General features: G+C 46.4%; 30 protein-coding genes. 17 read left to right on the top strand and 13 right to left on the bottom strand.

Annotation, left to right across the window (positions count from 1 at the left end; genetic code table 11):
* Positions 1–9: 9 nt before the first annotated feature.
* The 4 genes from ACPV3A_RS34725 (at position 10) to ACPV3A_RS34740 (ending at position 2072) form a co-directional block, all read left to right on the top strand.
* Positions 10–105, top strand: coding sequence for an IS3 family transposase (locus ACPV3A_RS34725; protein ID WP_426200258.1), 96 nt, complete (start codon positions 10–12; stop codon positions 103–105).
* Between the two features lie 200 nt (positions 106–305).
* Entirely contained in the window at positions 306–791 is a 486-nt protein-coding gene (locus ACPV3A_RS34730; RefSeq protein WP_194544771.1) for an RrF2 family transcriptional regulator, read from the top strand.
* Positions 792–827: 36 nt separating this feature from the next.
* Positions 828–1151 (top strand): hypothetical protein, encoded by a 324-nt coding sequence (locus ACPV3A_RS34735; protein WP_426204370.1) that lies wholly within the window; start codon positions 828–830, stop codon positions 1149–1151.
* Positions 1152–1316: 165 nt separating this feature from the next.
* Positions 1317–2072 (top strand): alpha/beta fold hydrolase, encoded by a 756-nt coding sequence (locus ACPV3A_RS34740; RefSeq protein ID WP_426204372.1) that lies wholly within the window; start codon positions 1317–1319, stop codon positions 2070–2072.
* Positions 2073–2290: 218 nt separating this feature from the next.
* Here ACPV3A_RS34740 and ACPV3A_RS34745 read toward each other — a convergent pair whose 3' ends face one another.
* The 4 genes from ACPV3A_RS34745 to ACPV3A_RS34760 form a co-directional block, all read right to left on the bottom strand.
* Entirely contained in the window at positions 2291–3004 is a 714-nt protein-coding gene (locus ACPV3A_RS34745) for a DJ-1/PfpI family protein (protein ID WP_339223860.1), read from the bottom strand.
* A gap of 107 nt (positions 3005–3111) precedes the next feature.
* Positions 3112–3750, bottom strand: a complete 639-nt coding sequence (locus ACPV3A_RS34750; protein WP_426204375.1) for a DUF2306 domain-containing protein — start codon at positions 3748–3750, stop codon at positions 3112–3114.
* A 120-nt stretch (positions 3751–3870) separates the two neighbouring features.
* Positions 3871–4911, bottom strand: coding sequence for a DJ-1/PfpI family protein (locus ACPV3A_RS34755; RefSeq protein WP_426204376.1), 1041 nt, complete (start codon positions 4909–4911; stop codon positions 3871–3873).
* A 19-nt stretch (positions 4912–4930) separates the two neighbouring features.
* Positions 4931–5149: a hypothetical protein gene (locus tag ACPV3A_RS34760; protein ID WP_339223865.1), complete on the bottom strand. Its 219-nt coding sequence runs from the start codon at positions 5147–5149 to the stop codon at positions 4931–4933.
* Positions 5150–5354: 205 nt separating this feature from the next.
* Here ACPV3A_RS34760 and ACPV3A_RS34765 point away from each other — a divergent pair, with 205 nt between their 5' ends.
* The 5 genes from ACPV3A_RS34765 (at position 5355) to ACPV3A_RS34785 (ending at position 9542) form a co-directional block, all read left to right on the top strand.
* The gene (locus ACPV3A_RS34765; protein ID WP_220685410.1) at positions 5355–6041 is read left to right on the top strand and encodes a response regulator transcription factor; all 687 of its coding nucleotides are present in this window, start codon (positions 5355–5357) and stop codon (positions 6039–6041) included.
* Between the two features lies 1 nt (position 6042).
* Positions 6043–7395: a sensor histidine kinase gene (locus ACPV3A_RS34770; protein WP_426204379.1), complete on the top strand. Its 1353-nt coding sequence runs from the start codon at positions 6043–6045 to the stop codon at positions 7393–7395.
* A gap of 190 nt (positions 7396–7585) precedes the next feature.
* Positions 7586–7957 (top strand): GntR family transcriptional regulator, encoded by a 372-nt coding sequence (locus tag ACPV3A_RS34775; protein WP_216531529.1) that lies wholly within the window; start codon positions 7586–7588, stop codon positions 7955–7957.
* On the top strand, positions 7954–8829 hold the full coding sequence (locus ACPV3A_RS34780; RefSeq protein ID WP_194542490.1) for an ABC transporter ATP-binding protein: 876 nt from the start codon (positions 7954–7956) through the stop codon (positions 8827–8829). Before ACPV3A_RS34775 ends, ACPV3A_RS34780 begins: the two co-directional genes overlap by 4 nt.
* Positions 8826–9542: a hypothetical protein gene (locus ACPV3A_RS34785; RefSeq protein WP_220685408.1), complete on the top strand. Its 717-nt coding sequence runs from the start codon at positions 8826–8828 to the stop codon at positions 9540–9542. Before ACPV3A_RS34780 ends, ACPV3A_RS34785 begins: the two co-directional genes overlap by 4 nt.
* Positions 9543–9700: 158 nt before the next feature.
* Here the strand turns inward: ACPV3A_RS34785 and ACPV3A_RS34790 are convergent, their stop codons facing one another.
* From ACPV3A_RS34790 to ACPV3A_RS34800, 3 genes are read right to left on the bottom strand one after another with little or no spacing between them, the layout of a single operon-like run.
* Positions 9701–10792 (bottom strand): GerAB/ArcD/ProY family transporter, encoded by a 1092-nt coding sequence (locus ACPV3A_RS34790; RefSeq protein ID WP_194542492.1) that lies wholly within the window; start codon positions 10790–10792, stop codon positions 9701–9703.
* A gap of 34 nt (positions 10793–10826) precedes the next feature.
* Positions 10827–12044: a Ger(x)C family spore germination protein gene (locus ACPV3A_RS34795; RefSeq protein WP_426204383.1), complete on the bottom strand. Its 1218-nt coding sequence runs from the start codon at positions 12042–12044 to the stop codon at positions 10827–10829.
* A 34-nt stretch (positions 12045–12078) separates the two neighbouring features.
* Positions 12079–13677: a spore germination protein gene (locus ACPV3A_RS34800; protein ID WP_426204385.1), complete on the bottom strand. Its 1599-nt coding sequence runs from the start codon at positions 13675–13677 to the stop codon at positions 12079–12081.
* A 214-nt stretch (positions 13678–13891) separates the two neighbouring features.
* Here ACPV3A_RS34800 and ACPV3A_RS34805 point away from each other — a divergent pair, with 214 nt between their 5' ends.
* Entirely contained in the window at positions 13892–14443 is a 552-nt protein-coding gene (locus ACPV3A_RS34805) for a GNAT family N-acetyltransferase (RefSeq protein WP_426204387.1), read from the top strand.
* Positions 14444–14523: 80 nt separating this feature from the next.
* Here the strand turns inward: ACPV3A_RS34805 and ACPV3A_RS34810 are convergent, their stop codons facing one another.
* Together ACPV3A_RS34810 and ACPV3A_RS34815 are read right to left on the bottom strand one after the other, a co-directional pair.
* A complete protein-coding gene (locus ACPV3A_RS34810; RefSeq protein WP_426204389.1) occupies positions 14524–14967 on the bottom strand; it encodes a DUF5367 family protein in 444 nt (147 codons plus the stop codon).
* The gene (locus ACPV3A_RS34815; protein WP_426204391.1) at positions 14964–15536 is read right to left on the bottom strand and encodes a TetR/AcrR family transcriptional regulator; all 573 of its coding nucleotides are present in this window, start codon (positions 15534–15536) and stop codon (positions 14964–14966) included. The genes ACPV3A_RS34810 and ACPV3A_RS34815 overlap by 4 nt, the downstream gene beginning before the upstream one ends.
* Before the next feature lie 348 nt (positions 15537–15884).
* Here ACPV3A_RS34815 and ACPV3A_RS34820 point away from each other — a divergent pair, with 348 nt between their 5' ends.
* Both ACPV3A_RS34820 and ACPV3A_RS34825 read left to right on the top strand, forming a co-directional pair.
* On the top strand, positions 15885–16940 hold the full coding sequence (locus ACPV3A_RS34820) for an AraC family transcriptional regulator ligand-binding domain-containing protein (RefSeq protein ID WP_426204393.1): 1056 nt from the start codon (positions 15885–15887) through the stop codon (positions 16938–16940).
* A gap of 144 nt (positions 16941–17084) precedes the next feature.
* Positions 17085–17879: an SDR family NAD(P)-dependent oxidoreductase gene (locus ACPV3A_RS34825; RefSeq protein WP_426204395.1), complete on the top strand. Its 795-nt coding sequence runs from the start codon at positions 17085–17087 to the stop codon at positions 17877–17879.
* 104 nt (positions 17880–17983) lie between these two features.
* Here ACPV3A_RS34825 and tatC read toward each other — a convergent pair whose 3' ends face one another.
* Genes tatC through ACPV3A_RS34840 form a run of 3 tightly spaced genes read right to left on the bottom strand, consistent with a single transcriptional unit; the run spans position 17984 to position 19604 of the window.
* A complete protein-coding gene (tatC, locus tag ACPV3A_RS34830; protein WP_426204397.1) occupies positions 17984–18721 on the bottom strand; it encodes a twin-arginine translocase subunit TatC in 738 nt (245 codons plus the stop codon).
* A complete protein-coding gene (gene tatA, locus ACPV3A_RS34835) occupies positions 18718–18903 on the bottom strand; it encodes a twin-arginine translocase TatA/TatE family subunit (protein ID WP_071221680.1) in 186 nt (61 codons plus the stop codon). The genes tatC and tatA overlap by 4 nt, the downstream gene beginning before the upstream one ends.
* 17 nt (positions 18904–18920) lie before the next feature.
* On the bottom strand, positions 18921–19604 hold the full coding sequence (locus ACPV3A_RS34840; protein ID WP_339223889.1) for a hypothetical protein: 684 nt from the start codon (positions 19602–19604) through the stop codon (positions 18921–18923).
* A gap of 125 nt (positions 19605–19729) precedes the next feature.
* Between ACPV3A_RS34840 and ACPV3A_RS34845 the strand changes: the two genes are divergently transcribed.
* The 5 genes from ACPV3A_RS34845 (at position 19730) to ACPV3A_RS34865 (ending at position 24467) form a co-directional block, all read left to right on the top strand.
* Positions 19730–20491: a gluconate 2-dehydrogenase subunit 3 family protein gene (locus ACPV3A_RS34845; protein ID WP_071221682.1), complete on the top strand. Its 762-nt coding sequence runs from the start codon at positions 19730–19732 to the stop codon at positions 20489–20491.
* Positions 20492–20521: 30 nt separating this feature from the next.
* Positions 20522–22234 (top strand): GMC family oxidoreductase, encoded by a 1713-nt coding sequence (locus ACPV3A_RS34850; RefSeq protein WP_426204400.1) that lies wholly within the window; start codon positions 20522–20524, stop codon positions 22232–22234.
* A gap of 32 nt (positions 22235–22266) precedes the next feature.
* Positions 22267–22647, top strand: coding sequence for a c-type cytochrome (locus ACPV3A_RS34855; protein WP_071221684.1), 381 nt, complete (start codon positions 22267–22269; stop codon positions 22645–22647).
* A gap of 131 nt (positions 22648–22778) precedes the next feature.
* The gene (locus tag ACPV3A_RS34860; RefSeq protein WP_426204403.1) at positions 22779–23489 is read left to right on the top strand and encodes an alpha/beta hydrolase; all 711 of its coding nucleotides are present in this window, start codon (positions 22779–22781) and stop codon (positions 23487–23489) included.
* A 201-nt stretch (positions 23490–23690) separates the two neighbouring features.
* Positions 23691–24467, top strand: a complete 777-nt coding sequence (locus ACPV3A_RS34865) for a hypothetical protein (RefSeq protein WP_426204404.1) — start codon at positions 23691–23693, stop codon at positions 24465–24467.
* Between the two features lie 87 nt (positions 24468–24554).
* Here the strand turns inward: ACPV3A_RS34865 and ACPV3A_RS34870 are convergent, their stop codons facing one another.
* Positions 24555–25400, bottom strand: coding sequence for a helix-turn-helix domain-containing protein (locus tag ACPV3A_RS34870; protein ID WP_426204406.1), 846 nt, complete (start codon positions 25398–25400; stop codon positions 24555–24557).
* Between the last annotated feature and the right edge of the window lie 417 nt (positions 25401–25817).

The following is a 25817-nucleotide window of genomic DNA, read 5'->3' on the forward strand; positions in this document are numbered from 1 at the left end:
GAACAGCAAGTGAATGAATACATTCTGTTCTATAACCAGAACCGATTCCAGAAAAAATTAAACGACCGTTCCCCGGTAGAATACCGGGAAACGGTCGCAGCATAAATCATGTCTTTTTTGTACTGTCTACTTGACAGGGTTATGACCATGTTGGCGGCTTTTTTTTCAACCATATTCCTCAATGAATCAGAAGGTGAGTGTAACCATGCTCCACCAGGAAGCGTGGATTCATTGCAAAAACAAATCCGAATTACTATAATGGATATCATAGGTCTATATAATTCGAATTTAAGGGGGGAACCGCTATACAGTTTTCCAAAAGCGTTGATTATGCTCTGCACGCATTAATCCACTTGGCTCATTCGGAGCGTGATCAGAACATCGGGATCAAGGAGTTATCTGCGACGCTGGGCGTCTCGGAAAGCTACTTATCCAAAATCATGTCCAAGCTGAGGCAGGATGGTATCGTGCGGGCTGTACCGGGAGTGAACGGAGGCTACGAGCTGGCCAAGCAGGCCGAGAAGATTACATTCCTTGAAGTGATACAGGTCATTGAAGGAAGACAGCAGTTGTTTGAATGCTCCAATCTCAATTCGCAGCAGCATCGCCTGCTAGCCGAAGAGAAGGCTGCCAAGATGCACGAGGATAATCCCCGTGAGTGCGTATGTCTGGTCAAACAGGTGATGGACGGCGCCGAACGGCAATTGTATCAATACTTGGAGGAGCAAACGATCCAGTCGGTATTGGATGCGGCATCGAAGCGTGGCAGCTGTGCGGAAAACAAGAAGTGATGAACTTCTTGTTTTTTTATATGAATAAGCCGAAGCTTGGGAGGGATCGTAATCGATAAACTCTTTGAGAAATTAAGCGGGTTTGGAGAAAGAGAACATTGGCTTTTACTTCGTCAGCTGCTAAATACTGCAATACACGATTCAACGAATGGTGAGCATGAAGATAGAGTGTTCGGTCAGAGATTGTATAATCTGATGGAAATGCACATAGATGCCGATAACAACCAGCGACTGCAAGAAGAGGAACGTCAAACTCACGTCCATATTGTGTTCAGTCTTTCTGAAGCCGGTTCATTAAAAGTTGCGCTCAGTAAAGTTGGTAAACGGGAGGAATCTCGGGTAGGATTATCGCGCGTTTAAGAAGTCGCCATTGGCGGCTTTTTTGTTTTGATTTTGACCGTTCTTATCCCATCCAAGAAAAACAACTCGGATTTCATGCAATTTTATATTGACCGAATGTTCAGTCTTAAATTATATTAGAATCATAATCTGGATGTATCATCCATTGGAGAGAGGAGTTTTCAAATGGATTTAGCTTATCAAACTCAAGGCAGTGGGACACCTGTTGTGTTGGTACACAGTCCAGGTGTCGATTCAAGAGAATGGAACTATATTGCCCCGCATTTAGCCCGGAGCCATCAAGTCATCACGTATGATGGGCGGGGAACGGGAAAATCCCCAGCGCCGCAAAAACCAACCAGCTTGGTTGAAGACCTTCGGGCATTGCTCGATCATCTGCAAATTGACAGCGCTTCGCTTGTCGGTCATTCCATGGGAGGGCAGGCCGTTACGGATTTTGCCTTGACTTACCCTTCCAGGGTTGACCATTTAGTATTAATCGCACCATCGCTAACCGGTTTCAAGCACGCCCAGCCATTCATCGATTGGATGGCCCAAGTAAATGCATGCGCACCCGATGTCGACCGTCTGGTCGAACAATCGTTGAGCGGGCCTAATTATCGTGTGACGATGTCCAGCTCTGAACGGGACTTTTTGCGCGAGATGCACACGTTGTATATGACCAGAGTGTTTAGTGAGTGGAAGAGCTTCGAGGTGATATGGCCGATGCCGCCAGCGATCGAGCGGTTGGAGGAGCTTGCTGCAAGGACGCTGTTTATTCAGGGAACGGTCGAATGGGAGGATATGCAACGAATTGCGGAACAGTTCAAGCGTGTGCAAGACATCCGTTTCGAGGTAATCGAGGGGGCTGACCATATGGCTACTCTGACACATGCAGACGAACTTGCCGGTTTGATTGCTGCTTTTTTAGCGAGAGGATAATGGAACACATCGCCGCATGAATTACAAGGGAATAAATAAATTTTTTGCTTGATATAGAGGCAAGGCATACACGCAAAAAGCCGCACAAATTGCGGCCTTTTTGATGATTTTATAAAGTTAGAGTAGATGAAACGACATAAATTCATTGCGACTTGTTTTTCTCTAATAACGGTATGTGGGAGCGACACGGTTCCAAGCTCCCCGATCGCCTCGATTCCTCACTTTTTGTCTTTGTTCCCCGGTGCAGACGGTTGCTCTTTTTTAGGCGTTTCCTGGCTCGTCTCAAAGTTAATCGGCGGTAAGCCGTTTGCTTGCCACACCGTTCCTCTACGCTCGTACTCGAATAACTTCTCTATAGCATTCGCAATCTGTGGTCCGACTTCACGCTCAACCAAATACAAGGCCACATCAAGTCCGGAAGTAACACCTCCGCCAGTTACCAAGCGTGGGCCATCTTCCACGATTCTTGCATCGACCGGAATTGCACCGAGAGCCCCTAACGCACCCATGCCGATCTGATTGGTGACAGCATATCTGTCTTTCAACAATCCATCCATAGCCAGCAGCAATGAACCTCCACACACGGTAGCCACCGTAACGTCCTTATTATTCATAGCTTGTTTCATCATCGTTGTTAACCCCGTATCCTTAGCCTGCCTCAATATGTTGGGAATAGCATCTGCGGTATTCCCCGCTGGCTTCCCCGAAGCACCAGGAACTACAATAATCCCGGGACGATTAGGGTCTAACATATCTTGCGCTTCGAGGGCAGGTCCATTCAGCCCGCTCGGTACCGAACGCTTGCCTTCTGCAGATACTAATTCTACAGTGATTTTTCCACCAGTGTACATTCCGGCAGCAGCAAATACTTCATATGGCGCTAAGGCGTCCAGCAGATCAAACCCATCGAATAATACGATTTGTACATGCACGCTTTTACCCTTGGATGGATCTGGGTTCTTGTTTCTTTCTGCGCTTGCTGCGGGGGCGAATAGACATAGAACGAGTGTTAACGACGTGAGTAAACTAAGTATTTTTTTCATCCTGATACCAATTCCTTTCGATTCGTTCTGATGATGATTTCAGGAATAACTAGCAGCAGCGCAATCGAGCCGTAAACGCCGATGGTGTAGCTAGTAGGGTAAACGTACCCGAATCCCTGATGAAAAAGAGAAGTAATGAGATGGATCAACATGTTTGTGAAGCAAAAGGCATAACTACGAATCATCCAGTTGCGATGTCGAATGATCCTTTTCCTCTTGATTTGCACGAGCGCCGTAATGGTGATAACCAGCCAGATCATATTCAGCAGATTGAATCCCATACTGCTTATTTTGCCGCCTGTCGCGTAGGGGGCCATATATCCGGAAGTTAACACAACCAGCAGTACGGATACGATATATACATAGCCGTTTATGCGATGCAGCCTGCGGCTTCTTTCAAATATTCGATTCGAAAAGTTAATCAGTCCCGATGCCATGGCCACACATGCGAATGCGACATGAACGTACATGACATTAAACCAAACCGGGAGATTGAGCTCGCGCTTCAGCCCGGTCTTATGGCTTAAAAATCCCGAAGCACCTGGATCGATCCAATAGTTTTTCACCAAGGCGTGTAATATAAATAGAATGCTGACACAGGCCAGCAATAGATATAACGATTTTCGTTTCTTCATCCGTTCGCAACTCCCGAAGCTCCATATTTGATACACACCATTTCTGAATACGGAAAAACACGATCGACATACATACCTGGAAGCCAGAGCGCGTGTATGCCGCGGATTTTCTTCTTACGATTAGGTAACCCGATTTCCTGTTAACTTGGATGCAGGCAGTAAGCCAGCTTTGGCTATACCGACCATGTGATCTCCATCGGCGACAACTTCAAACTTGAGATTCAAGCGCATGGGTTTCGTGATTCGTAGTGACCAGGCCAGCTTGTTATCCTGAAGTACAGGGTTCATAAACTCAATGGTTTCATCCCCCTGCGTTGCCGTGCCCTGGATCAAATCGTCCCTTGTCAATATGGAGAGCTTGACCTCCATCTTCCCGACGGGCGTAGCGATAGTGGTCTCCCAATCCCCGTCGAAGACCGATGCCTGTATGCTTTTGCTATGCTGGGAGCTGGGCGTGGGTATCATTGCTGTTTTGTTCACCGCGGCATTTGGTTCGTCGCTCGTCACTGATTTATTAACGTTAGGCTTAGTCCCTGTATCCTTCCAAACCGTGCCTCTTCGTTCATATTCGAATAATTGCTCAACCGCGTGAGCGATACGAGGCCCAAGTTCACGTTCCACCAGATATAGCGCTACATCGAGTCCGGAAGTTACACCGCCACCGGTAACCAGATTACCGTCGTCCACGACGCGAGCCGAGACGGGAACTACCCCAGTTGCACTAAGTAAGGCCATGCCCAGGTGGTTCGTTACCGCCGGCCGGCCTTCTAAGAGGCCTCCCATAGCAAGAATCAGGGAACCGCCACAGACCGTAGCGACTGTAATGTCTTTGTGCTGGAGAGCCTGCTTGATCAACCCAGTCAATTCGGTACTCATGGCTCGGCCCAGAATAGCCGGAACCGAATCGGGCCCATCTCCCTCGACGTCGCCGGACGCACCAGGTACGAGAATGATGCCCGCTCGTTCCGGGTCCAGTCTGCCACTCGCTTCAATCCTCAACCCGTTGATGCCGCTAGGCACGGATCTTGGTCCCTCGGCGGTGACCAATTCTACGTTTAACGCATTTTCAGCATTCATGGCTGCAGCACAGAAGACCTCGTAAGGCGCTATCGCATCCAGAAGGTCGAAGCCGTCAAACAACACAATTTGAACGTTAAGCATCCATAAATCCTCCTAGTCTCTATTTAGTCAAAAGATCTTTCAGCTTACGATATTCCTTCTCATCAATTTCACCATTGGCCATTCGGTTCTTCAGAATCATAGCGATGTCATTCTTTTGATGACCGTTTTTGTAACGATAACGAATCGCGTATACTCGAACCGCCAGGAAAGAAAACAGCGTGAGACAAAACAAAGCGCCGAAAGGAAAGAACGAGAAGGCGTTATTTTCCAAACCCATATGTATACCTCCTTTATCATGGTGTGCGGGACGATCACCCGAAGTTGGGGCTGGTCGTGTGCGCAAATAGAAGCATACCAAACGAATATCTCAAACAAAGATGAAAAAAGATCACAAAAGTATAAACAAAACATCACAATACATAAGCTCTCGTTAGTTCTTGTTAAAAAAAATGATAAACTAGGAAAGCAAAGGTGGGATAAACATGAGCGTATCAAAGACGATTCTGGTTGTAGACGATGACCAAGATATTGTTGAGCTATTAAGGGATTTTCTAGAGAATGACCACTTTCAAGTGAAAACCGCTTGCGACACCGCTCAAGCGTGGAACATATTTAAGGAAAGCTCTGTTGATTGTATTGTTCTTGACATTATGATGCCGGGACAAAATGGATTTGAGTTTTGCCGCCGGATTCGCGGGGAGAGCAATATACCAATCCTGTTCTTGAGTGCTCGCAGCGATGATGTGGATAAGATTCGAGGCCTTACCCTCGGAGGCGATGATTACATCGTCAAAACCGCATCGCCGGGTGAGATCGTTGCCAGAGTAAAAGCCGTATTGCGGCGTTCCGCTTCCCCACAACAATTGGATAACAGGGTTTTGGATTACGGCCGCATTAAATTAAACCTGTCCACTAGAGAAGTACTAGTGGATGGAAACAACATCGTGCTCACACCCAGGGAATATGAGCTGCTGCGATTATTTGCCGAACATCCGAGACATGTTTTCTCCTATGAACAATTACTTTCGAAGTTTTGGGATGGGGTGGGCGACAGGCATACAATTCGGGTCCATCTTAGTCGGCTTCGCGAGAAAATCGAAGCTGATCCGAATAAACCGCTATTCCTGGTCAACGTATGGGGAGTAGGGTATCGCTTTGAGGGAGGGTAATATGAGGTCACTCCGCATTCGTACGTTTACCATGCTTTGCTTCTTCTTTATCCTCTTATTGCCGTGGATCTTCTTTGTTACTGCGCACTTTATGGAAACCAAGACACTCAGCTTCGAACAAGGTCGGCTGCAAAACGAGACCCTGCAACGAAATATATCGGAAATGACGCAGCGAATAGAATCGGACACAGACCAATGGACAGATCCAGTCTGGCAAAACCAATTGTATTCCGCGCTGCGTGAAGCGAAGATGGATGTGCTCATTCAATCCGCAGAAGATCAGGAAATTTATCGTTCCAATCCTGACCGACGTGGCACTAATTTATCAACCGAGCGGTTCTCCGTCATCGAGGACGGCCAGTTGCTGGGAAGGGTTATTCTGTACTTACCTAAGTCTAATCAATTTCAAGTGATGTCGGCTTTTGTCGGGCTGCTGCTTGCGATCTTTGTTGTCGGCATGGAAATGAGGCGATTCGTTCTCAAACCACTCGAGAAGATGGGAAATGCAGCAAGACAAATTGCAACAGGGGATTGGGATGTTCGGCTACCCATGTCCAGGGTCACCGAAATCGCTGAAGTGCGCGATGGATTCGATGTTATGGTCAAGGGACTTGAGCAATCCTATCGAAAACAGGCTGAACTGGAAGAGGAACGCCGATTCGTCATTGCGGCTGTTGCGCATGATTTACGGACACCGTTGTTCGCTTTGCGAGGCTACTTGGATGGTCTGGAGCAAGGGATCGCTCAATCTCCGGAGAAAATAGCCCAATATGTTGCAGTCTGCAAAGACAAATCGGCCCAATTGGATCGTTTGGTAGAGGATCTTTTCACTTTTACAAAAATGGAGTATGTGGAGTCGCAACTGAATACTAAAACGGTGGATTTTAACCAGGTCGTCCGGAATTCGATGGATAGTCTGAGTCCGCTGGCTCGGCAAAAAGGAGTTTCCATCTCGTTCCATGTAACGGATCGGTGCATCATCCATGGAGATATGCATTTATTAGAACGAGCCATGAACAATCTTCTGGATAATGCCGTAAGACACACATCTGCGGGTGGTGAAATCGAAGTCCAGTGTAATAAAGTTGGTGATAAGGTTAAGTTTACGATACGCGATACCGGGCCGGGCTTCTCTGGGGAAGAGCTTGAGCGTGTATTTGAACCTCTATATCGCGGGGAAGCATCCAGAAGTCGTTCAACCGGTGGCAGCGGATTAGGCTTAACCATTTCACAAAGAATTGTTAGGCAGCACGGAGGCGAACTTGCCGCAAGCAACCAACCGGAAGGTGGAGCACTGCTTGAAGGATGGTTACCTGCAGCAGCTTCAGGACAGTTGGAATCAAATGGTCTATAGTCGTTCATATTACTTATTGCACGTTGAAAAAGCCGCGAAAATGCGGCTTTTTTTGTTTTGAAGGAATCACATGCATGTCCGTACGGACATTTCCCCCTTTACAAGTGCAGCAGCCTGTTGTACAGTTGATTATACGAGTAATCAACCTAACGACTAAGGGGATGATAACGGTCAGAAAGGAGGCTTCACCTTGAAAGCTTTGTTGGATGAATCCCAGCCCATTTTTCAACAAATCGCTCAAATGATTATGGATGATATTGTGGATGGTGTAGTGAAGGAAGGAGAGCGCGTCCCTTCTGAGAATGAGTTGTCCCGATTTTATAACATTAACCGTGCCACGGCGCGTAAAGGGCTTCAAGCCTTGGTAGACCTGGACATCATTTACAAACAGAGAGGAATAGGAATGTTTGTAAAGGAAGGGGCCAGGAAACAGGTGCTGCGTGACAAACAAAAGCATTATCGGGAGTATTATATTCGTCCGATGCTGGAAGAGGCGAGGCGAATTGGCATGACGGTCGAGGAGGTTATGGAGTGCATAGTGGAAGAGGAGGGGAACTTATGATTTCTTTAAAGCAGGTATCTTTTTCCTACGAAGATGTTCCTGTGATCAAGGAATTGTCATACGTTGAACAAAATCCAGTCATTACGGGATTATGGGGACGGAACGGCGTGGGCAAAACGACGTTGATGAAACTGATTGCGGGGCATCAGATTCCTAGTCAAGGCAACATTGAGGTTATGGGCCACCGGCCATACAATAACCAGGAAGCCCAACGACATTTGTGTTACATGCAGGAAGATCATCCGTTCAGTGATATTTGGACCATACGCGATGCCTTGCGGTTTTATCAATATTTCAAACCGAACTGGAATCAGGAATTGGCAGAAGAGCTGCTGGAAACGTTTAAACTGCCGCAGCATAAAAAAGCCAAGAAGCTGTCGACCGGGATGAAAACGGCATTACAGGTTGTGATCGGTTTGGCCAGCCAGGCGGATGTTACGATCTTGGATGAACCGACCAACGGGCTTGATGCAGGAATGCGAAAAAAGTTCTATGAACGGCTGTTGGATAGCTATGATGCGTTTCCGCGCCTGATCTTGGTGTCGACACATCAAATCGAGGAATTACAACCATTGCTGGAATCCATCGTGGTTGTTCATGACGGAAAGCTGCTGTTACATGAGCCGATGGAAGAGGTGCGGGAACGGGGGATCTGGATAACCGGTGAACACGATCGAGTGAATCAATTAATCAGTAACCAAAAGATCCTAAATGAAAGCACCATCGGTTCCGTAAAGAAAGTTATGATTGATGTCCCGTTCTCCGACGAATGGAGAGAGCTAGGCCGCAGTAATGGAATTTCCGTGGAGAAAGCGCATCTTCAGGATTATTTGCTTCATATGACGGATAATGTGAAGGAGGGGGTACGATGAGCTCGACGCACGGCACGTTTCGTTTAATCTATGAAGATGCAAGCTGGTTCTTGGGGAAGCTGCTTCTGTTGTACATTACGCTGCCATTAACAGCAGCCTGGATTATGATCGGGACATCCTTTGATATGGATAAGACACTCAGTTCTATTTCAAGCCCCGCATATTTTTTCTTTATCCCGTTCTATGGGGTCATGGGGTTCAAAAGCCTTCTACCTATTGCTGTCAGCCTTGGAGGCACACGAACTCAAATGCTGAAAAGCTTTTATGTCATCGGCGTTTCAAGTGTATTTGTGTATATGCTAGTCTTAAACCTCTTACAATGTTTATTATGGACATTATACGATCGCGGAGTCAGCTCGGTATCCATTACGCATGCGGGGATGTTTCATTCCAGTGAGTACCAATTTTTGCCTTACTTATGGATCGATCTCATGGTCGGACTAATCTTGTTCGGCGGCGCTTTTTTTATCTACTGCATAACGTATCGTGCGGGCATGACTAGGACATTAATCGGTATCATGATCATTGCCATCGCAGCCATGTTTCTCTACTACTCGGGAGTGCTTGAAGCACCTATAGCATGGTTGTCGACATTAAATATAAATGCAATGACCGGTTTCACGATAGCCGGAATCGCAGGTTTAGCAGCGCTGTTAACCACCTATCCGATGATGCGTAACGCCTCACTGCAACCGAAACAAAAGAGAGAGTAACTGCAGCAACCTATCCGTGCACATATCCGGATAATAAGGACGCGAATATGATATGCCCCCCTTTAATTAGACAGTGTGTGAAAGGCGCATCAAAGTCTATTGGAGGGGGTTTTTTCTATGAGTTCAATACAAATTCTTGTAATGTATTGAGTTCCCAATCAGCCGGATTTGGAAGAGCGAGGCCTTTTGATTAAAATAATCAACGCTAGAATCAAAGGGACCCAGATCTGGAAGATAGGAAAATGGTATTTCAAATTTTGAGCAAACCCGATCCAGATATGATAAATAAAGTTCGGAGAGACGAACGAAATGGTAAAGATGAAAGCACCCACGATCACGGTTGTTTTTTTATGGCTGACTTTGATCAGGCTGGAAAGACCGAGTACGGCGCCGAGGTAGAATGCGGTCATTTTAACGAATATGCCAATATAGATCAGCAAGATGATTAACGGGTCCAAACGCTCCAGAAAATCGGCGATTTCAATGAGACGAACCGACCGAAGCAGCGGAAAAGTCGATATGCTCGTTATGGTGGGATCCAGAATCGCAAGATTTAAAATATTGAATATCAATAAAAAGATACCTACGAATATATAGGAAGACAAGGATGCCTTGGACAGCGTTTTCTTGTCTTCGAGATGACTCCAAAACATGAGAAATACTACGACCTGACCGAACGGAAAACTAATCACCTCCGGCAACGATGTTCGCAGCACGGGCAGAATTCCGTTTTCTAATATAGGCATAAGGCGCTCAAGATGAATGATATTCGAACCGATGAACATGAGAACGATCAGGATATACCCGATCAGCGTGAAAGGGAGCAGGAATTCGGTGACGCGAAAGAATACCTCAATGCCTTTCCATACGGCATAGCCGGACAGCAACACCATTAAGAGAATCAGGAAGTACAGCGGTGTGCTGGGGAGAAAGGAGATATTGATAATGTCCGCGAACTCGCGGGTATTCCTCATGGATTCATACGCAAAATAAACGATATAGGCTGCAGTAATGATGGAACCTAAATATTTGCCGAAGTGCTGATTTAAAATTTGGGGAAGAGCATGCTCCGAATTTTGGTTCTGGATATATAAATAGATGAACAGCAGTAACATTCCCGTGATCATTGCAACCAGCACGACCAGCCACGCATCTTGTTTAGCTTCAATCCCCAGTTCATACAAAGGGGTGCTGCCGATCATAAACAAGATGGTCATGGCAATGATTTGGTATTTACCGATCTTCTCCATTTGGGACCTCCTTGTTATAGGTATCGATAGCGTTCTACTTATTGGGTTCAATCAAATTCGAGAAGGGTTTATTGATCATATTCGTGTGTTCAACGGTGACTTTTACATTCAGTTTGAGTTCCAGTTCCTGGAGCGGTCTCTCCGAATTTGTAAGGTGTTTGCTGGCTGCAGGATATTTTCTGTGAATCATATCCATGAAACCAACCACGTCCACATTCAAATCCTTCATGCTCTTCCACGCAGCCAGCACTTCATCCTTGATCTGCTCGGCAATCGTATCCTCGAGTTTCGAAATAACGTCCGGGTTCGTCAAATCCATCGTACAGCTGGTTTCATCAAGAGCCCCCACTGTTTGAATATGGATCATCATGTTGACCGAACCATTCACCATTTTGGGGTCCACTTGGGTCGATGATTGGATGACTCGGTAACTCGACAACCGGGAAGCGTCTCGATCGCTGCATGGGGTAACAATGATCAGGTTTTTGACGCTGTTCGAGAGCCAAGCGACGCCTCTGCTTTCTTTTCGCTTCATCCATCCCACCAGCTTGTCTCCTCGAAATACGCCCAAATCGCCAAGTTTGAGTACCGCTTGATTACGGGTTGACTTTAAGGCATCCAAGTTAGATTGTTCCTCTTGATTGCCGGACACTCTTAACTCGGGAGCCATGGCGCTTTTGTACGGATTGGCGACCATGGATGCAAAATCAATCAATTTAATATTTTTTACTTGGGACAGATTTTGTTGACCTTGGGTAATGACCCGTTGAATCGCGTTTCCTGTTATTTTCTCTAATGGAATGAGCACTTCCAATAGATTGGAGGCTTTATCCTTGGTCAGGAGAACCGACATCGTTTCCCGACTTTCCACCGGACGGAGGAAAAAATCAAGGATTTGCCGTACGCCTTCATTCCGAACGACTTGTTCATTGATAATCAGCACGGAGTTATGGGCAAAAAACAGCGCACGCGGCGCTTCTAAATTCGCGTTCTGCATAGCTTCGCGAATGGTCTTGCCCCTGGTGGAGAAGATGGTGATCGGAGATTGGCTTCCCCCGGCTCCGCCGCCGGTCTGGGTGGCGATGGACTGCGGAATGACGACTTGGAAGGAGATGACCCATTCATCCTCGCTGCGGTCTATGGACGTCGCCGATACAATACTAAGCGAGTTTAACTCTTGACTATCCCAGCAACCATTGAGCAGCAGCGAGGCAGCCAACATGAGAATCAGGAGATTCAACTTCCGGTTCATCTGTTCTTCACCTCCAAGTTATACCGGTTATATATTATTTCTTGCCATTGGAAGGCGATGGACGCTGGTTCATTTTTTGCCGTTTCGCGTTATTACGGTTGATAAGGGTCGGTCTTGTCAGCATGGCCCACCATGGAACACGGACCAGAACGTCTTTTTGGTCTGAAGGGATAAACGGAGCGAACGGAGTAAGATATGGCAAACCGAATGATCGCAAACCGCATAGGTGGATCAGCATGGCGATTAATCCTGCCATAATTCCAAAGAGCCCTAAAGTTGCCGCCAATATCATAAAACCAAAACGGAGCAGTCTGGCGGAGTTGGCTATACTCACAGAAGGCGCAACAAAGCTCGCGATGGCGGTGAATGCAACGATGATAACCATGGCGGCAGACACTAAGCCGGCCTGTACAGCAGCTTGACCCAGAACCAACGCGCCTACGATGGAGATCGCGGAGCCCATCGCTCTTGGCATTCGAACACCGGCTTCCCTTAATACTTCGAACGTAATTTCCATAGCCAAGGCTTCGACAACGGCGGGAAAAGGGATGCCTTCCCGCTGTGCTGCAAGGCTGATCAGCAAGGTCGTTGGCAGCATTTCTTGATGAAACGTGGAGATGGCAATATATAGTGAAGGGAGAAGCATCGATACCATGAAGGAAATGATGCGCAACAGCCGCAAAAAGGTCGCGATATCGAACTTTTGGTAGTAATCCTCGCTCGATTGAAACAGTTTGAAGATGGTGATGGGGGCGATCAACGCAAACGGTGTCCCATCAACCAAAACGGCAACTTTTCCCTCCAGAATCGCACCAGCGATAGCATCGGGGCGCTCCGTATTAGTAATAGTAGGGAAGGGGGTGAACGTTGTATCTTGTATAAACTCTTCGATATACCCGCTCTCCAGGATGCTGTCTGTATCGATCTGATCTAAACGATTCAATATTTCTTGCACGATCTTATCATTGGCGATGCCATTCAAATACATAACGGCAACATCCGTTTGGGTGACGCGGCCAATCTTGCGGTCCACGATCCAGAGGTCTGGGCTTTTAATCTTACGACGGATTAAGGCCGTATTCGTACGGATATTCTCAGTGAATCCTTCTTTCGGGCCGCGAACGACGGTCTGAGATTGGGGCTCTTCTACACCGCGTTCCTCTCCACCGATAGAGCTGGCGATAATGCCTCGGGATGAACCGTCTATGAGAATGACAGTATTGCCCTCAAGTACGGCGGAGATCAAGGATTCCATATGCTCCAAATCGCTAATGCTGCCAATGGATAAGAAACGGTTTTTGATGATGGACAAGATTTCTGCAGGGTTAGAGGTATGCAGCTTTTCATCGTAATCCCTTGAGGTTAAGGATTCCATAATCGAGTGATTGATGGTGAGCGTATCAACCAGTCCATCGATATAAATGACGGCCAGGGTGCAGTCGCTTCCGAACATATGACTTAGGGTCCGAATGATGATATCCCGACTGTGACCGGTTTGTTCTCTGATTCTATGTAAATTCTGATCCAAGCGGTCGGAGAGACGAGAGGATTCGGCGGTTTGCTCCGTTTGCTCGTTATGATGAAGCAGTGCCGTTTTCGAATGGGTTCGCTTTGTTCGTTTAAAAAAGGGCATGGGATCAGCTCGCTTTGACAAGATTCATACGATCTAAAGTTCCCTATTTCGGGTTTAATATTCTTTGCATGGTGAGGACATCATCCATATATGGAGGGCAGGTTAGTTTAACTATAAATGTTTTGTAGACTGACAGATCGACGAATCGGTGGTACCTTATAATTAGCTGATATTTCGTTAATAAAAGGATGAATGGCTTGGAGGCCTTAGTGCAGTGAAAAATAAGCTTGAAACAAGAATCGAAGGGGACCGCATTGTGCTCCGCCCCGTAAGGGAAGCTGATTTTGATGCATATTTCAGATTATTGCAGGATGCTGAGTCTAACCGATTAACGGGAACGCAGCAGGCGTTTACCAAGGATTCGATTGCCGCCTGGATTCATAAAATCGGATACGCCCATGAGGATCGGCTGGATATGATGATTGCGGAGAAGGAAACGGACGGTTTAATTGGTGAAGTGGTCCTGAATGAAATCAACCTCAACAACCGCAGCTGCAATATCCGTATATCGATTTCCGGTCAGCACAGCAATAAAGGATACGGCACGGAGGCCATGAAGCTCATGCTGCGTCATGGTTTCGAATGTTTACGTCTACACCGTATTGAGTTAGGTGTATATTCGTTTAATCCTCGGGCCATACATGTCTATGAAAAGCTTGGTTTTAAACGGGAGGGCATTCTACGTGACTCGATATGTTGGGACGGAAGATTCCATGATATGATTTTGATGTCGATTTTGGAGGAAGAATATCGGCAATTGCCATAGTTATTCGTATATGCTTTATATCAACAGAACAAAATTACACAAGCTAAAGAAGTCGCCATTATCAGCGACTTCTTTTTTTGCTATTTTAAAAGGAGTTTCTTTTTCTTAATAAAAAGTGGCGAGAAACGAAACTTCATGGGGCTCAGCCCAACCAGCAGAATCAAGCTGTATGCCCAGAACAGCCAGGCTGCCAATAGGGGGATGCTCTGCTCTGAGATTAATGGGAAAGCGACATCATGGAAAAGAATCGAAAAAATGTCCATGAACATACCAGGCAGAGCAATCTGGACGGAACGCCGGGTACAATCTGAATACGGAACCTCAAGTAATGAGAACAACGGAACGACGCATCCATAAATTAAAGGGATGGCGACGGCAAAACTCAAGGCGGTTCTAAACGGGTGCCTGATATCAATCAGCAGGTTCCCCCCATAATGAAAGATGATCGTGGCGATCAGCCAAAGGGCGAAACCCCATAATAAGAAGAGACCAGCATGCCGGCTTTTGATCCGTTGTGCGTTCATGGCTTCACCTCATTGGTCATGAAATCAAAAAACACCTGCAAAGCGGTAAAAACCTCCTCCTTCGGAAACTCTTCGTTCAACAAAGCCTGCACGGCCAGCCCGTCTATTATAGCATTCATTAAAATTCCCCACTGATCCATGGAAATGTTCTTTATGGGTGATTCCCCCCACCGGGCTGTAAGAATATCAGTCAGATGTTTGTTTTCTTCTTGAATCATGGAACCCATTCGATTGCGGTTCTCTTTGATCTGAAAGCTAGCAGCTAATGAAGAGAAAAACAATCGATGGTAAACAGAATGATAATCGCATCTTTCCTTGGCTTCTTGTATGGCTTCTTCAACTGATCGATTGTTTTGCTCCACTGAAACCCATGAAGCATTACATAGGCTCTCAACGAGTTCAATTATTAATTGCTCTTTCGTTCGAAAATGATAATAGACCGTTCCCTGGCTGACATTTGCTTGATCGGCCACTGCTTTCAAAGTTAATTTATCCATACCTTTTTCTGCAACACACTTTTGGGCAGCTTCGAGCAGTTCTTGTTTGTTGATGACGTTCGGTTTCGCCATGACCGTTTCACCTTCCTTATATCTGAGTTATTCAAACAACTAACTCTAATGTATAAAAAATAAACTCGATTTGTCAAATGGAGGAATCGGAATTCGCTCTGTCTATTCGGGCGGAGGGTACAACGATCATCACTTGTATATTGTCTGCATTCTTCATTAGTTTGCTGTATAATAACGTATCGAGTATCATTCGCATGGCAAATGAACGAAACTTACAACTACCATGATGACTCCTCCAACTTGGCTGAGTTTAATATAAGAAGTTCCATACAGGATGATAAACTTCATCCTTTACACGATCGAGAATAAATAACATTACAATAAACAGTAGTCAAAGGAGCATTATATATGAAGCCTTATACTTCTAACCGAATTAAAATCCCGCCGGGATTATGGGAAGGAATACACCAATTAGGCATTGCCGCCCAAGACGTGGCTCGCAAAGCGGAATTGCCGCTCGCCGTCATTACTGAGCCGGAAGTCACCACCGCCCAATACTTCGCGATCTGGCAGGCCTATTCCGATCTCATGGGGGACACTGCCCAAGGCATCATCCAGCTTGCGACCGTCTTTGAAACGGCGAAGTACCCGCCGACCGTCTTAGCGCCTTACCACGCTCGTGACTATCGGGATGCTTTAAACCGAATGGCTCGGTATAAGCAGCTATGTCCACCTGAAGGCTTGCTAATCTCCGAGGAGGGCGAACGATGTACCATCGAGCTGGAATGGCTGAACCTAAGCGATCAACCTGGTCCGGCGCTGCTTGTTGGTATTACACTGGCATGTCTTCTGGAGCTTGGACGACGGGGCACAGGTCAACCGCTGACCGCGCAATTGGTTGAATTTTCGCAGCCTATGGGCGATGTACAAGCTCTTGAAGCTTATTTTGGCTGTCGCATCCGGATGGGTGCAAACCGTAATCGATTAACGCTCTATCGAAGAGATCTGGACCGACCTTTTATCTCGTATAACGAAGAATTGCTGGAGATTCTGACTCCAGCTCTGGATCGTTCGCTTGATGAACTACAGAGCCACCGCTCCATTATAGACCTCGTCAAATGGATCATGAAACGGAGTCTCACAGGAGGGCGCCCTGATATTCAATCAGTGGCGAAGGAGCTCAATATGAGTGATCGTACGTTACAGCGCAGGCTGACGGATGCAAATGCAAGCTTCAAGCAATTGTTGACACAAGTAAGACATGAGCAGGCCATCGAGTACTTGGCAGACCCCTCGCTCGATATCAAAGAAGTTGCCTTTTTGATTGGATATGAAGATCAGAACTCGTTCTACCGAGCGTTCCGTCTTTGGGAAGGAGATACTCCATCCCATTGGCGCACTGAACATTTTAATAGTCCTTCGCTGTCCGAACACCGACAGGAAATGTTGACCATGGGTTCATAGCGTTTGGACATCAAAACACAGGTTTTTTTGTCAATTACAATTGGCGTGTTAAACAAGTACTTTGGCGCGATAAACTAGTTACCCAGCTATCTATACAATGTAATATGAACACTATCCAGAGCACAAAGGAGATATGTTTATATTATGGATATGGGATTAAACAATAAAACAGCATTGGTTACAGGATCTACGAAAGGGATAGGCAAGGCTATTGCCATTGAACTTGCCAGAGAAGGTGTTCATGTTCTTATCAACGGACGAAATGATGAAGAGGTACAACGAACCGTTAATGAAATCAAGTCGGATTTCCCGAATACAAGTCCTCAGAATGCTACCGCCGATTTGGTGGATATCGGGCAAAGAGAGGCTCTATTTGATAAATACCCTTACGTGGATATTCTGGTTAACAATATGGGGATATACGAAATCATGCAGTACGAGGATGTTAACGATGAAGTTTGGGATACCTACTTCCGTACGAATGTGCTTGCAGCCAACGGATTAACCCAATTTTATTTGCCCGGCATGCTAAAGAACGATTTTGGACGTATTATCTTCATGGCGAGTGAAGAAGCCATGATGCCTTCTGGACAAATGCCGCAGTATGCCATGACAAAATCCATGCTGCTATCCTTGGCAAAAAGCTTGTCCAAATTAACGAAAGGTACCGAAGTAACAGTCAATACGATTTTGCCCGGCCCGACTCTCTCCGAGAACGTGCAGGATATTATCGAGGGAATATACGCCAATGAAGATATGACCTTTGCAGAAAAAGAGAAAGCTTTCATGAGTACAAACCTGCCTCAATCCGAAATTCAACGATTTATTAGGCCGTTCGAAATCGGTAGACTGGCTGCATTCCTGTGCAGTCCTTATGCATCCGCGTTTAAAGGTTCACCAATCCGTATGGATGGGGGAATGGTGCCTACGATTTTCTAACCTTATTATATATATCTGCTTATATATTAAAAGCTTGGGATCTAAAAGAGATCTCCAAGCTTTTTTAGTATTCATACACAGCGTCCCTGATCCGAAGCTGGTTTTTACTCACCTATTAATTCCAGCCTGGTCAGTCTTTTCTGATATACAATTCGAGACAATCCAACGCTGATCTCATATAGAAGGAACAGGGGCACAATGACGAGGATGTCCGACACGAAATCCGGCGGTGTAATGGTTACGGCAGCAATCGTCAGCAGCAAATAGGAGATTTTCCGCATTTTAGCTAAACGGAGCGGATTCAGAATGCCAATCGAGGTCAAGAACATGATAACGACGGGCATTTCGAACAGCACACCAAACGGTACGGTCATATGCACCATAAAACGGAAATATCTCTCGGCGGTATACGCTGTTATGAAATGGTTCGACAGCGAATCCAGGAAGGACAGGACCATGGGGTATATGACAAAGTAGCCAAAGGCCAAACCCAATAGAAAAAGGGCTCCGATCGCAGGAATGTAAGCCAGGGATGCACGCCGCTCAACAGTACTCAACCCGGGTACGACGAACCGCCATACCTGAAATCCGGCAACAGGCATCGTCACCGCAAGAGCTATAACGCCTGCAATCATGAAGTATACCCAAATCACGTCCGTTGGTCCCAGTATTTGAAGCTGACCCTCCACGTCGCGAGTCAGCATTTCATACAGCGGTTCAACATATAGAAAAGCGGCACAAAGGGCCACCAAAAAGGTGCCCAATGTGATGAGAATCCGCTTGCGGAGCTCTGTTAAGTGCTCTATTATATGCAACTCCTGTTCTTGCTCGTGCTGGGTCATTTCAATTTATCTCCATCATGGATATCTTCGCTCGAAACCAGTTCACGCGTTGAGTTTTTGAACTCGCTCAGTGTTCGACCGAAGGCACGGCCCAGTTCAGGCAGCTTCGAAGGACCGAAAATAATCAAGGCGATCAACAGAATGAGGATCAGCCCTGTCACTCCGATGTTTCCCAGAGGCATATGATCAACTCCTTTATTTATTTTTTATCCGATGCCATATGCAGCAGCTCAGTAATATCTCTGGCGATCGACTCGTCGCGCGGCGCATCATGCAGCTTCGAGGCAATTCGGTCGATCAGCGCAGGAGCTTGAGGATTCGTTACCGTTAGAATTTGCACTTCTTCATTAAACATGTTCTTCACTTGCTCTTTGGCTTGCGACATATTATCGTTGTCCACGTTCTTTGCTCCGCTTACTCCTTCATCCGGCTCGCCTTTGCCTGACATTCCTTCCGTCTGACTTAACACCTTTTGCTGCATGTTGTCATAGTGGTTAGAAGAAACGCGTGATTCTGCACGTGCCAGAATAATCGTGTCATTGAGGACAAAAGCTTTCACTCCATCAATGCCCAGACCTGCAAGTCTTGACTGAACATGGGAAGAGACGCCGCCTTCATGCAGGCTGGATGAGCCGATCATGCTGTACACGGACATGCCCATCCCGCTTGTGGTATTGCCATGGACATTGGTTGTTTCGGTTTTCGGTCCATGATAGCTAGGGATCACGTCGGTGCTGTGCAAGTGAACGGCATCGGCATTATGCTGATCCACGGATTGCGCGTTTTGTTGATTGTCGTCGGTTTGATTTAAGCAGGCTGTTAAAGAAAGAAGCAGTGCCGAGCCCATAATCGGGCCTTTCCACCTGCTCCACAATTGATTCATGAGCATTCGCCTCCATATCGGTTAGTAATTTTATCATGCCCGGATGGAGAATAATGTATGAATGAAATTTTGATGGGGACAATACCCATTATTCAAAAATGAAGAAGAGTAGGGGTGCTGAGAGTTTGAGCGAACAAGACGAACAACAAACCAAACCATCGAAGCCTGACGGCTCGCAGACGATGACACGGCGGAAGTTTCTGAGAAACTCCGGTTATGCCGTGGGAGGTGTCGTGCTGGGCGGTGTACTCGGATATCTTTTGCCGAAGCGGGAAACCCCGCCTGCAGCACCGGCACCTGAACAGAATGATAACAACTACAACCAAGCATTAATGTTCTTTAACCAGGAGCAATACAGGATCACGGAAGCAGCCGTAGAGCGAATTTTTCCTGCGGATGAGAACGGTCCGGGCGCTAAAGAACTCGGCGCAGCCTTCTTCATCGACCATCAGCTGGCCGGTGATTGGGGGTTCAATGCAAGAGATTATATGCAGCCCCCATTCTATGTTGGAGAGAAAACGCAAGGTTATCAGGGCCGATTAAGACGACGGGAGATATTCTACATTGGTCTGCGCGAGATTCAGAACTACAGCCAAAAGAAGTATCAGAAAGATTTCCCTAGCCTGTCTCCAGAGGAACAGGATGCCGTGTTAACTGCCTTCCAGAACGATGAGGTCAAATTGACAACGATCTCGGCCAGCGGGTTCTTTAACCTGCTCCGCAGCAGCACATTGGAAGGGGTCTACAGTGATCCGTTGTATGGCGGGAACAAAAATATGCAGGGCTGGACGATGCGTCAATATCCGGGTAACCAAATGGCTTACACGAATATTATTGAGAAGAATTTCACCGTCATCCCGCCGAAGAGTTTAAAGGATCACCTATAACAGCTCATCTATAGCGAAAGGAGTACGCATATGGCCAAAAAATTACCGAAAACGGATGTTGTCATTATCGGCGTCGGCTGGGCTGGCGGGATTATCGCCTCGGAATTGACCAAGAAGGGTTTATCTGTTGTCGGTTTGGAAAGAGGTAAAGAAAGGGTAACGGAAGACTACTACATGGCTCACGATGAGCTCCGTTACGCGCTCCGGTACGATTTGATGCAGGACCTTTCCAAAGAAACGATTACATTCCGGAGCACCGAAAAAATACGTGCACTACCGATGAGGCAGTATGGATCGTTTCTGTTAGGGGAGGGACTTGGGGGAGCCGGCGTGCACTGGAACGGGCAAACGTTCCGTTTCCTTCCCTACGATTTTAAAATCCGGAGCATGACGGAAGAACGATATGGGAAAGATAAAATACCGCCGGAAATGACGATCCAGGACTGGGGTATTACCTACGATCAGCTCGAGCCGTTTTTTGATAAGTTCGAGAAGACGACCGGCATCTCCGGCGAGGAAAATCCCTTGGCAGGAAAACGTTCGAATCCTTACCCAACACCGCCTATGCTGCATACGCCATCCATGAAGATGTTTGCGGATGCTGCGAAAAACCTGAAACTCAATCCGTATACGGTTCCTTCAGCCAATCTGTCGGAAAACTATACGAACCCGGATGGCATTTCTCGAGCGGCTTGCCAGTATTGTGGATACTGCGAGCGGTTTGGCTGCGAATACGGAGCGAAAGCGGATCCTGTCGTTACCGTGATTCCTGTTGCGAAAAAAACCGGAAAGTTCGAAATCCGCACCCATTCCTATGTTCGTAGAATTCTGCATAAGGGTGGTAAGGCAACGGGCGTCATGTACACGGACCTAACGACCGGGGAGGAAATCGAACAGCCGGCCGATATCGTCGTCTCGACGGGCTATGTATTTAACAATACCCGTTTGATGCTTCTCTCGAAAATCGGCAAACCATACGACTCGTCCAGCGGGGCGGGCGTGATTGGCAAAAACTATGCCTATCAGGTGATCAAGGGGAATGCCGCCGGATTTTTTGAGGACAAATTCAATTTATTTGCAGGTGCAGGAAGCCTAGGGATGAGCGTGGACGATTTTAATGGCGACAATTTCGATCACTCGGACCTGAAGTTCATTCATGGGGGGAATATTGCCCATACGGTAACCGGACAAAGGCCTATTCAAAACAATCCTGTTCCGGAGGAATCACCGCGTTGGGGCAAAGAATTTAAGGCGAATTCCTTGAAGTATGCCAACAGTGTACTGACCGTAGGGTCTCAAGGTTCTTCGATGCCTTATCGGCATCATTACCTGGATTTGGATCCCACCTATAAGGACGCATTCGGAGACCCGTTGATTCGAATCACGTTTGATTTCGAAGAGCAGGATCGCCAGTTGGCCAGGTATCTTTCCGATCGCTGCGCGGAGATAGTGCAGGAGATGGGGGGCCAGAATATCATGAAATTAAAGGAACTGGGACCTTACGAAATTACGACATACCAATCGACTCATAATACCGGCGGGGTGATTATGGGAGAGAACCCTGGCAATTCGGCCGTCAACAACTACATGCAAATGTGGGATATGGAAAACTTGTTTGTGGTAGGCGCATCCGCTTTCCCGCATAATAGCGGCTATAATCCGACCGGCACGGTCGGGGCTCTTGCTTATCGCACAGTGGATGGAATAATGGAATACAGCAAAAAGGGCGGGCTGTTAGTATAGCTTGCATTTTACAAAAGGAGGCAGTTTCAACCATGTTCAGAAAAGGATTACTGTTAGTATTGCTATTGACTTTTGCTCTTGCTGTGGTGGCATGTGGTGGTAATGATGCAGCAGATCCGGCTCCGGCTCCTGCAGAAAACGGCGGACAAGCACCAGAGGAAGGAGCAACCGGCGGGGATGCCAACAACGATGCAGCTATGACGCTGTACAATGCCAACTGCATGGCTTGCCATGCTACCGACTTAGGCGGGGGCGGAAATTTCCCCAGCCTTCAAAATGTAGGCTCCAAGCACGACGCTAGCGAAATTGCAGGTATTATTTCAAATGGGCGCAATGGAATGCCGGCATTCCAAGGCAGGCTGACGGAAGACGAAATTAATGTGCTGTCTCAATGGTTGGCTGCCAAAAAATAAGGTGAACCGGATATGAAATTAAGAGGACCCTCATGCTACAATGCAGATATAAATCGCGTTGTGGTCATGGGGGTTTTCTCTCACGGTTACAGCGTAAGAATGGAACACTTTTGGAGGTGGATTGTGAAGTCATGACAGAGACGTTCGTATCCTCCTATAGCACATGCTCGATAAAGTGCCGGACGGTGGTGTGCTTTTTTGCCGGTGTCCTGACCTATCGAAATAATTTTGAAGATGCTGCAAGCGAGGTTGCCCGAAGATACCCGAATGCCAAAATCTTAATGATCTTTCCTTACGGGATGGCAAACGGCATATCGGTTTCCTCGTTAGTCCGTCTACTGGCCCGGCAGCTTACGCAAGTCGGCTATGATTTGGTTCGAGAGCAGTCTCAGCGGGTTATGGAAGCAGGACAGATCATCCATGAGCATGCAGCTGGTGCGGAGCAGCTGATCCTGATCGGGCACAGCGCCGGAGGCGTGATCGCTTATAAGGCAGGGCTTTATTTGGAGGAGAAGTTTAATTATCGGGGAATCCATGTGTTTGCTGTAGGATGTCCAAGGTTTTATTTGAAGGATATTCCTTACAATGACCGGTTTACATATATCACGGGTCAGAATCCGGACAGGATCACTAGAATTGGCAGTTGGCGCATGCCGGGTTCCAAGGTGTACCGTGGAAGGCCGGGGCGTGAGATTCAACTGGATTTTAATCCGGATCATCAAGGATGGCGGTTTCATGCCTCTTATTTTCTGAAATCAGCCTGGACGGATTCAAACGAAGCATTCCATACCAATTCAGTCGATCTTATATCCAAAATCCATGAATTGCACCCCGGAATTTAAAGTTACGTAATAAATATTATGTAAACAATATAGATTGTGATTGTTAGGGAATTCTAATTGATGATTCAATAGGATTGGTAGGATAGATATTGTGTTACTAAAATCTCTTGGTTTATATTCTCTAAGACGGTTGATATTGGAATAGTTCGATGATACTATAGAACTATATTTTTATAAGTCTTAAGGGGGATAAACGTAGAAGTGGAGAAAAAAAAGTCGAAATTCAAAAAAATACTGTTAATTATTGTGGGGGTTCTTGTCGTTTTATTCGTCATTGGCACACTATCCGACAATTCCTCATCCAATTCGGGTAACAGCACAACAGCGAAGAGTGCAAGTACTAGCCAGACTAGTGATCATGAAGCAATATTTGCCGAAGCACAGGATTTATTCAAAAAAGGAAACTATATTCAAGCCAATGCAGCTGTCGACGAAGCTATCAAAGCTGAGAAAAAGGATGAATATACGAAACTGAAAACCGATATAGAGTCTAAGATCAAGAATCGGAAAACGGAGCTGGAGGCAAAATTTGAAATTGAAGAAGATAAAGTCGAAAATATTACCTTTATCTCGCCATCCACGGGTGTGACCAAAGGATTGAACTTCTATCCTTATATCGGCGTAAAGGATTCCAAAAAATACATAATCTTACGAGTTGGGTATCAGGAGGACGCTTCGAAAGCCTTGTTTGTGTTTACCAAAGTGAAGGTCCGTGCAGGAGACAAACTGCAGGAGCTCGACTTCAATCCGATGGATAAAGTAAATGATGTGGATCTTTTTGGTTCTGGAATGACCGAACTAGTGGATATCAATGTAGATAAAAAAATTGAAGACCTACTTGGTAACGTGATTCCAGCAAATGATGAAATCATTGTACGATTTGAAGATATATCCAATAAATCGACGGACTACACTTTAACCAAGAATCAGAAGCAAACGATAGCGGATATTATCGAATATTACAATTATTTGGATTAGTCCACACTGCCAACCGTTGTCTGTGTACTCATATCATACGTTCCAAAGAGCCGAATTCCCTAGAAGGAATTCAGGCTCTTTGTTGCTTTACAGCTGTATATTCGTCTGATGAATTTTACGGAATTTCAGGGGAGTGAGACCGATTATGGTTTTAAACGTGCGACCGAAATGGGTTGAATTCTCGAAGCCGACGCTTTCGGCGATATCTGAAACTTGCATATTGGATTCTTTCAACAAATGACACGCTTGCTTGATCCGTACGTGATTCACATACTCGATCAGGGTAAACCCCGTCGATTCCTTGAAGGTTCGGCTAAGATGGGAGGGACTTACATGGAACCGGCTGGTGAGTTCCTCTAAAGTGAGGCGCTGGTCGTAGTGGTGATTGATAAAGTGAGCTATATGGGAGATACGCTGATGAACCTGGTTGGTAGAGATAGTTATGTATTGGCGGCCGCTGTTCAGAATACGGTGGATGAACACCAAAAGCTCGGATAACAGGATTTTGAGATAGAAATTCGACTCTGGGGATTCGTTAGCCGATTCGGCGGCCATCTTCGCAAAGAGCCCTTCGACATACCCCTGTTCCTGACCCTTTAACCGGATGGAACCGGAACCTGCTTGGAAAGGGGAGAGGGGATGAAAAGACGGATCCTCGGTCAACAACCCGCCTAAAAACTCTTCTTGAAAGAGCAGGGTTACTCTTTCGAATGGGGCACCGTTAGGATTGATCAGACGGTGTCCGTCGTTCTTGCGAATGAGCAGCATAGAACCGCCCACGAGCTGAAACGGCTGGCTTCCAATACAATAATGCAGCTCGCCTGAGACAATGTACAGAATTTCATAAGCGTCGTGATAGTGGAATGAAGGAATACTCGATCGGGATTTGCTCTCTCGACTGATATAAAAGGGATCGGAACAAAAAAAGTTGATGTCAAATCACCTCTCACGAAATCCGGCTAGGTCATGATGTCCTCATTGTACCCGAAGCCTCCTGAATTGTTAATCAAAATAACAGCAGGATATGTTGAAAATGGCCATTTTTAAATAAGATCCCGCGAGAATCCCGAGAAAACATGGGATATATTCAAGAAGGCGGGGTTCATAGCGAATCCTCAAGCCAAACCGTTCATATTTGAACGGGAAAGGGGTTGCAAAGCATGCGAATCAAGAAGAAAAGAGGACGGAATGCAAAGCGAATGTGGTATTATCCCCTCATGGTAGACAGTGAAAAAAGAGGACATGTTACAATGAACTCAAATACTGGATACCGGAGGGGATTTTTGTTATGTCAGCGAAGAAAGGCCAAACCTTTAATCGATATAGCGAAGAAACGAAGAAAGAAGCCGT

Source organism: Paenibacillus sp. Dod16 (genome assembly GCF_049893405.1).
In the GTDB taxonomy this organism is placed as follows: domain Bacteria; phylum Bacillota; class Bacilli; order Paenibacillales; family Paenibacillaceae; genus Paenibacillus_AQ.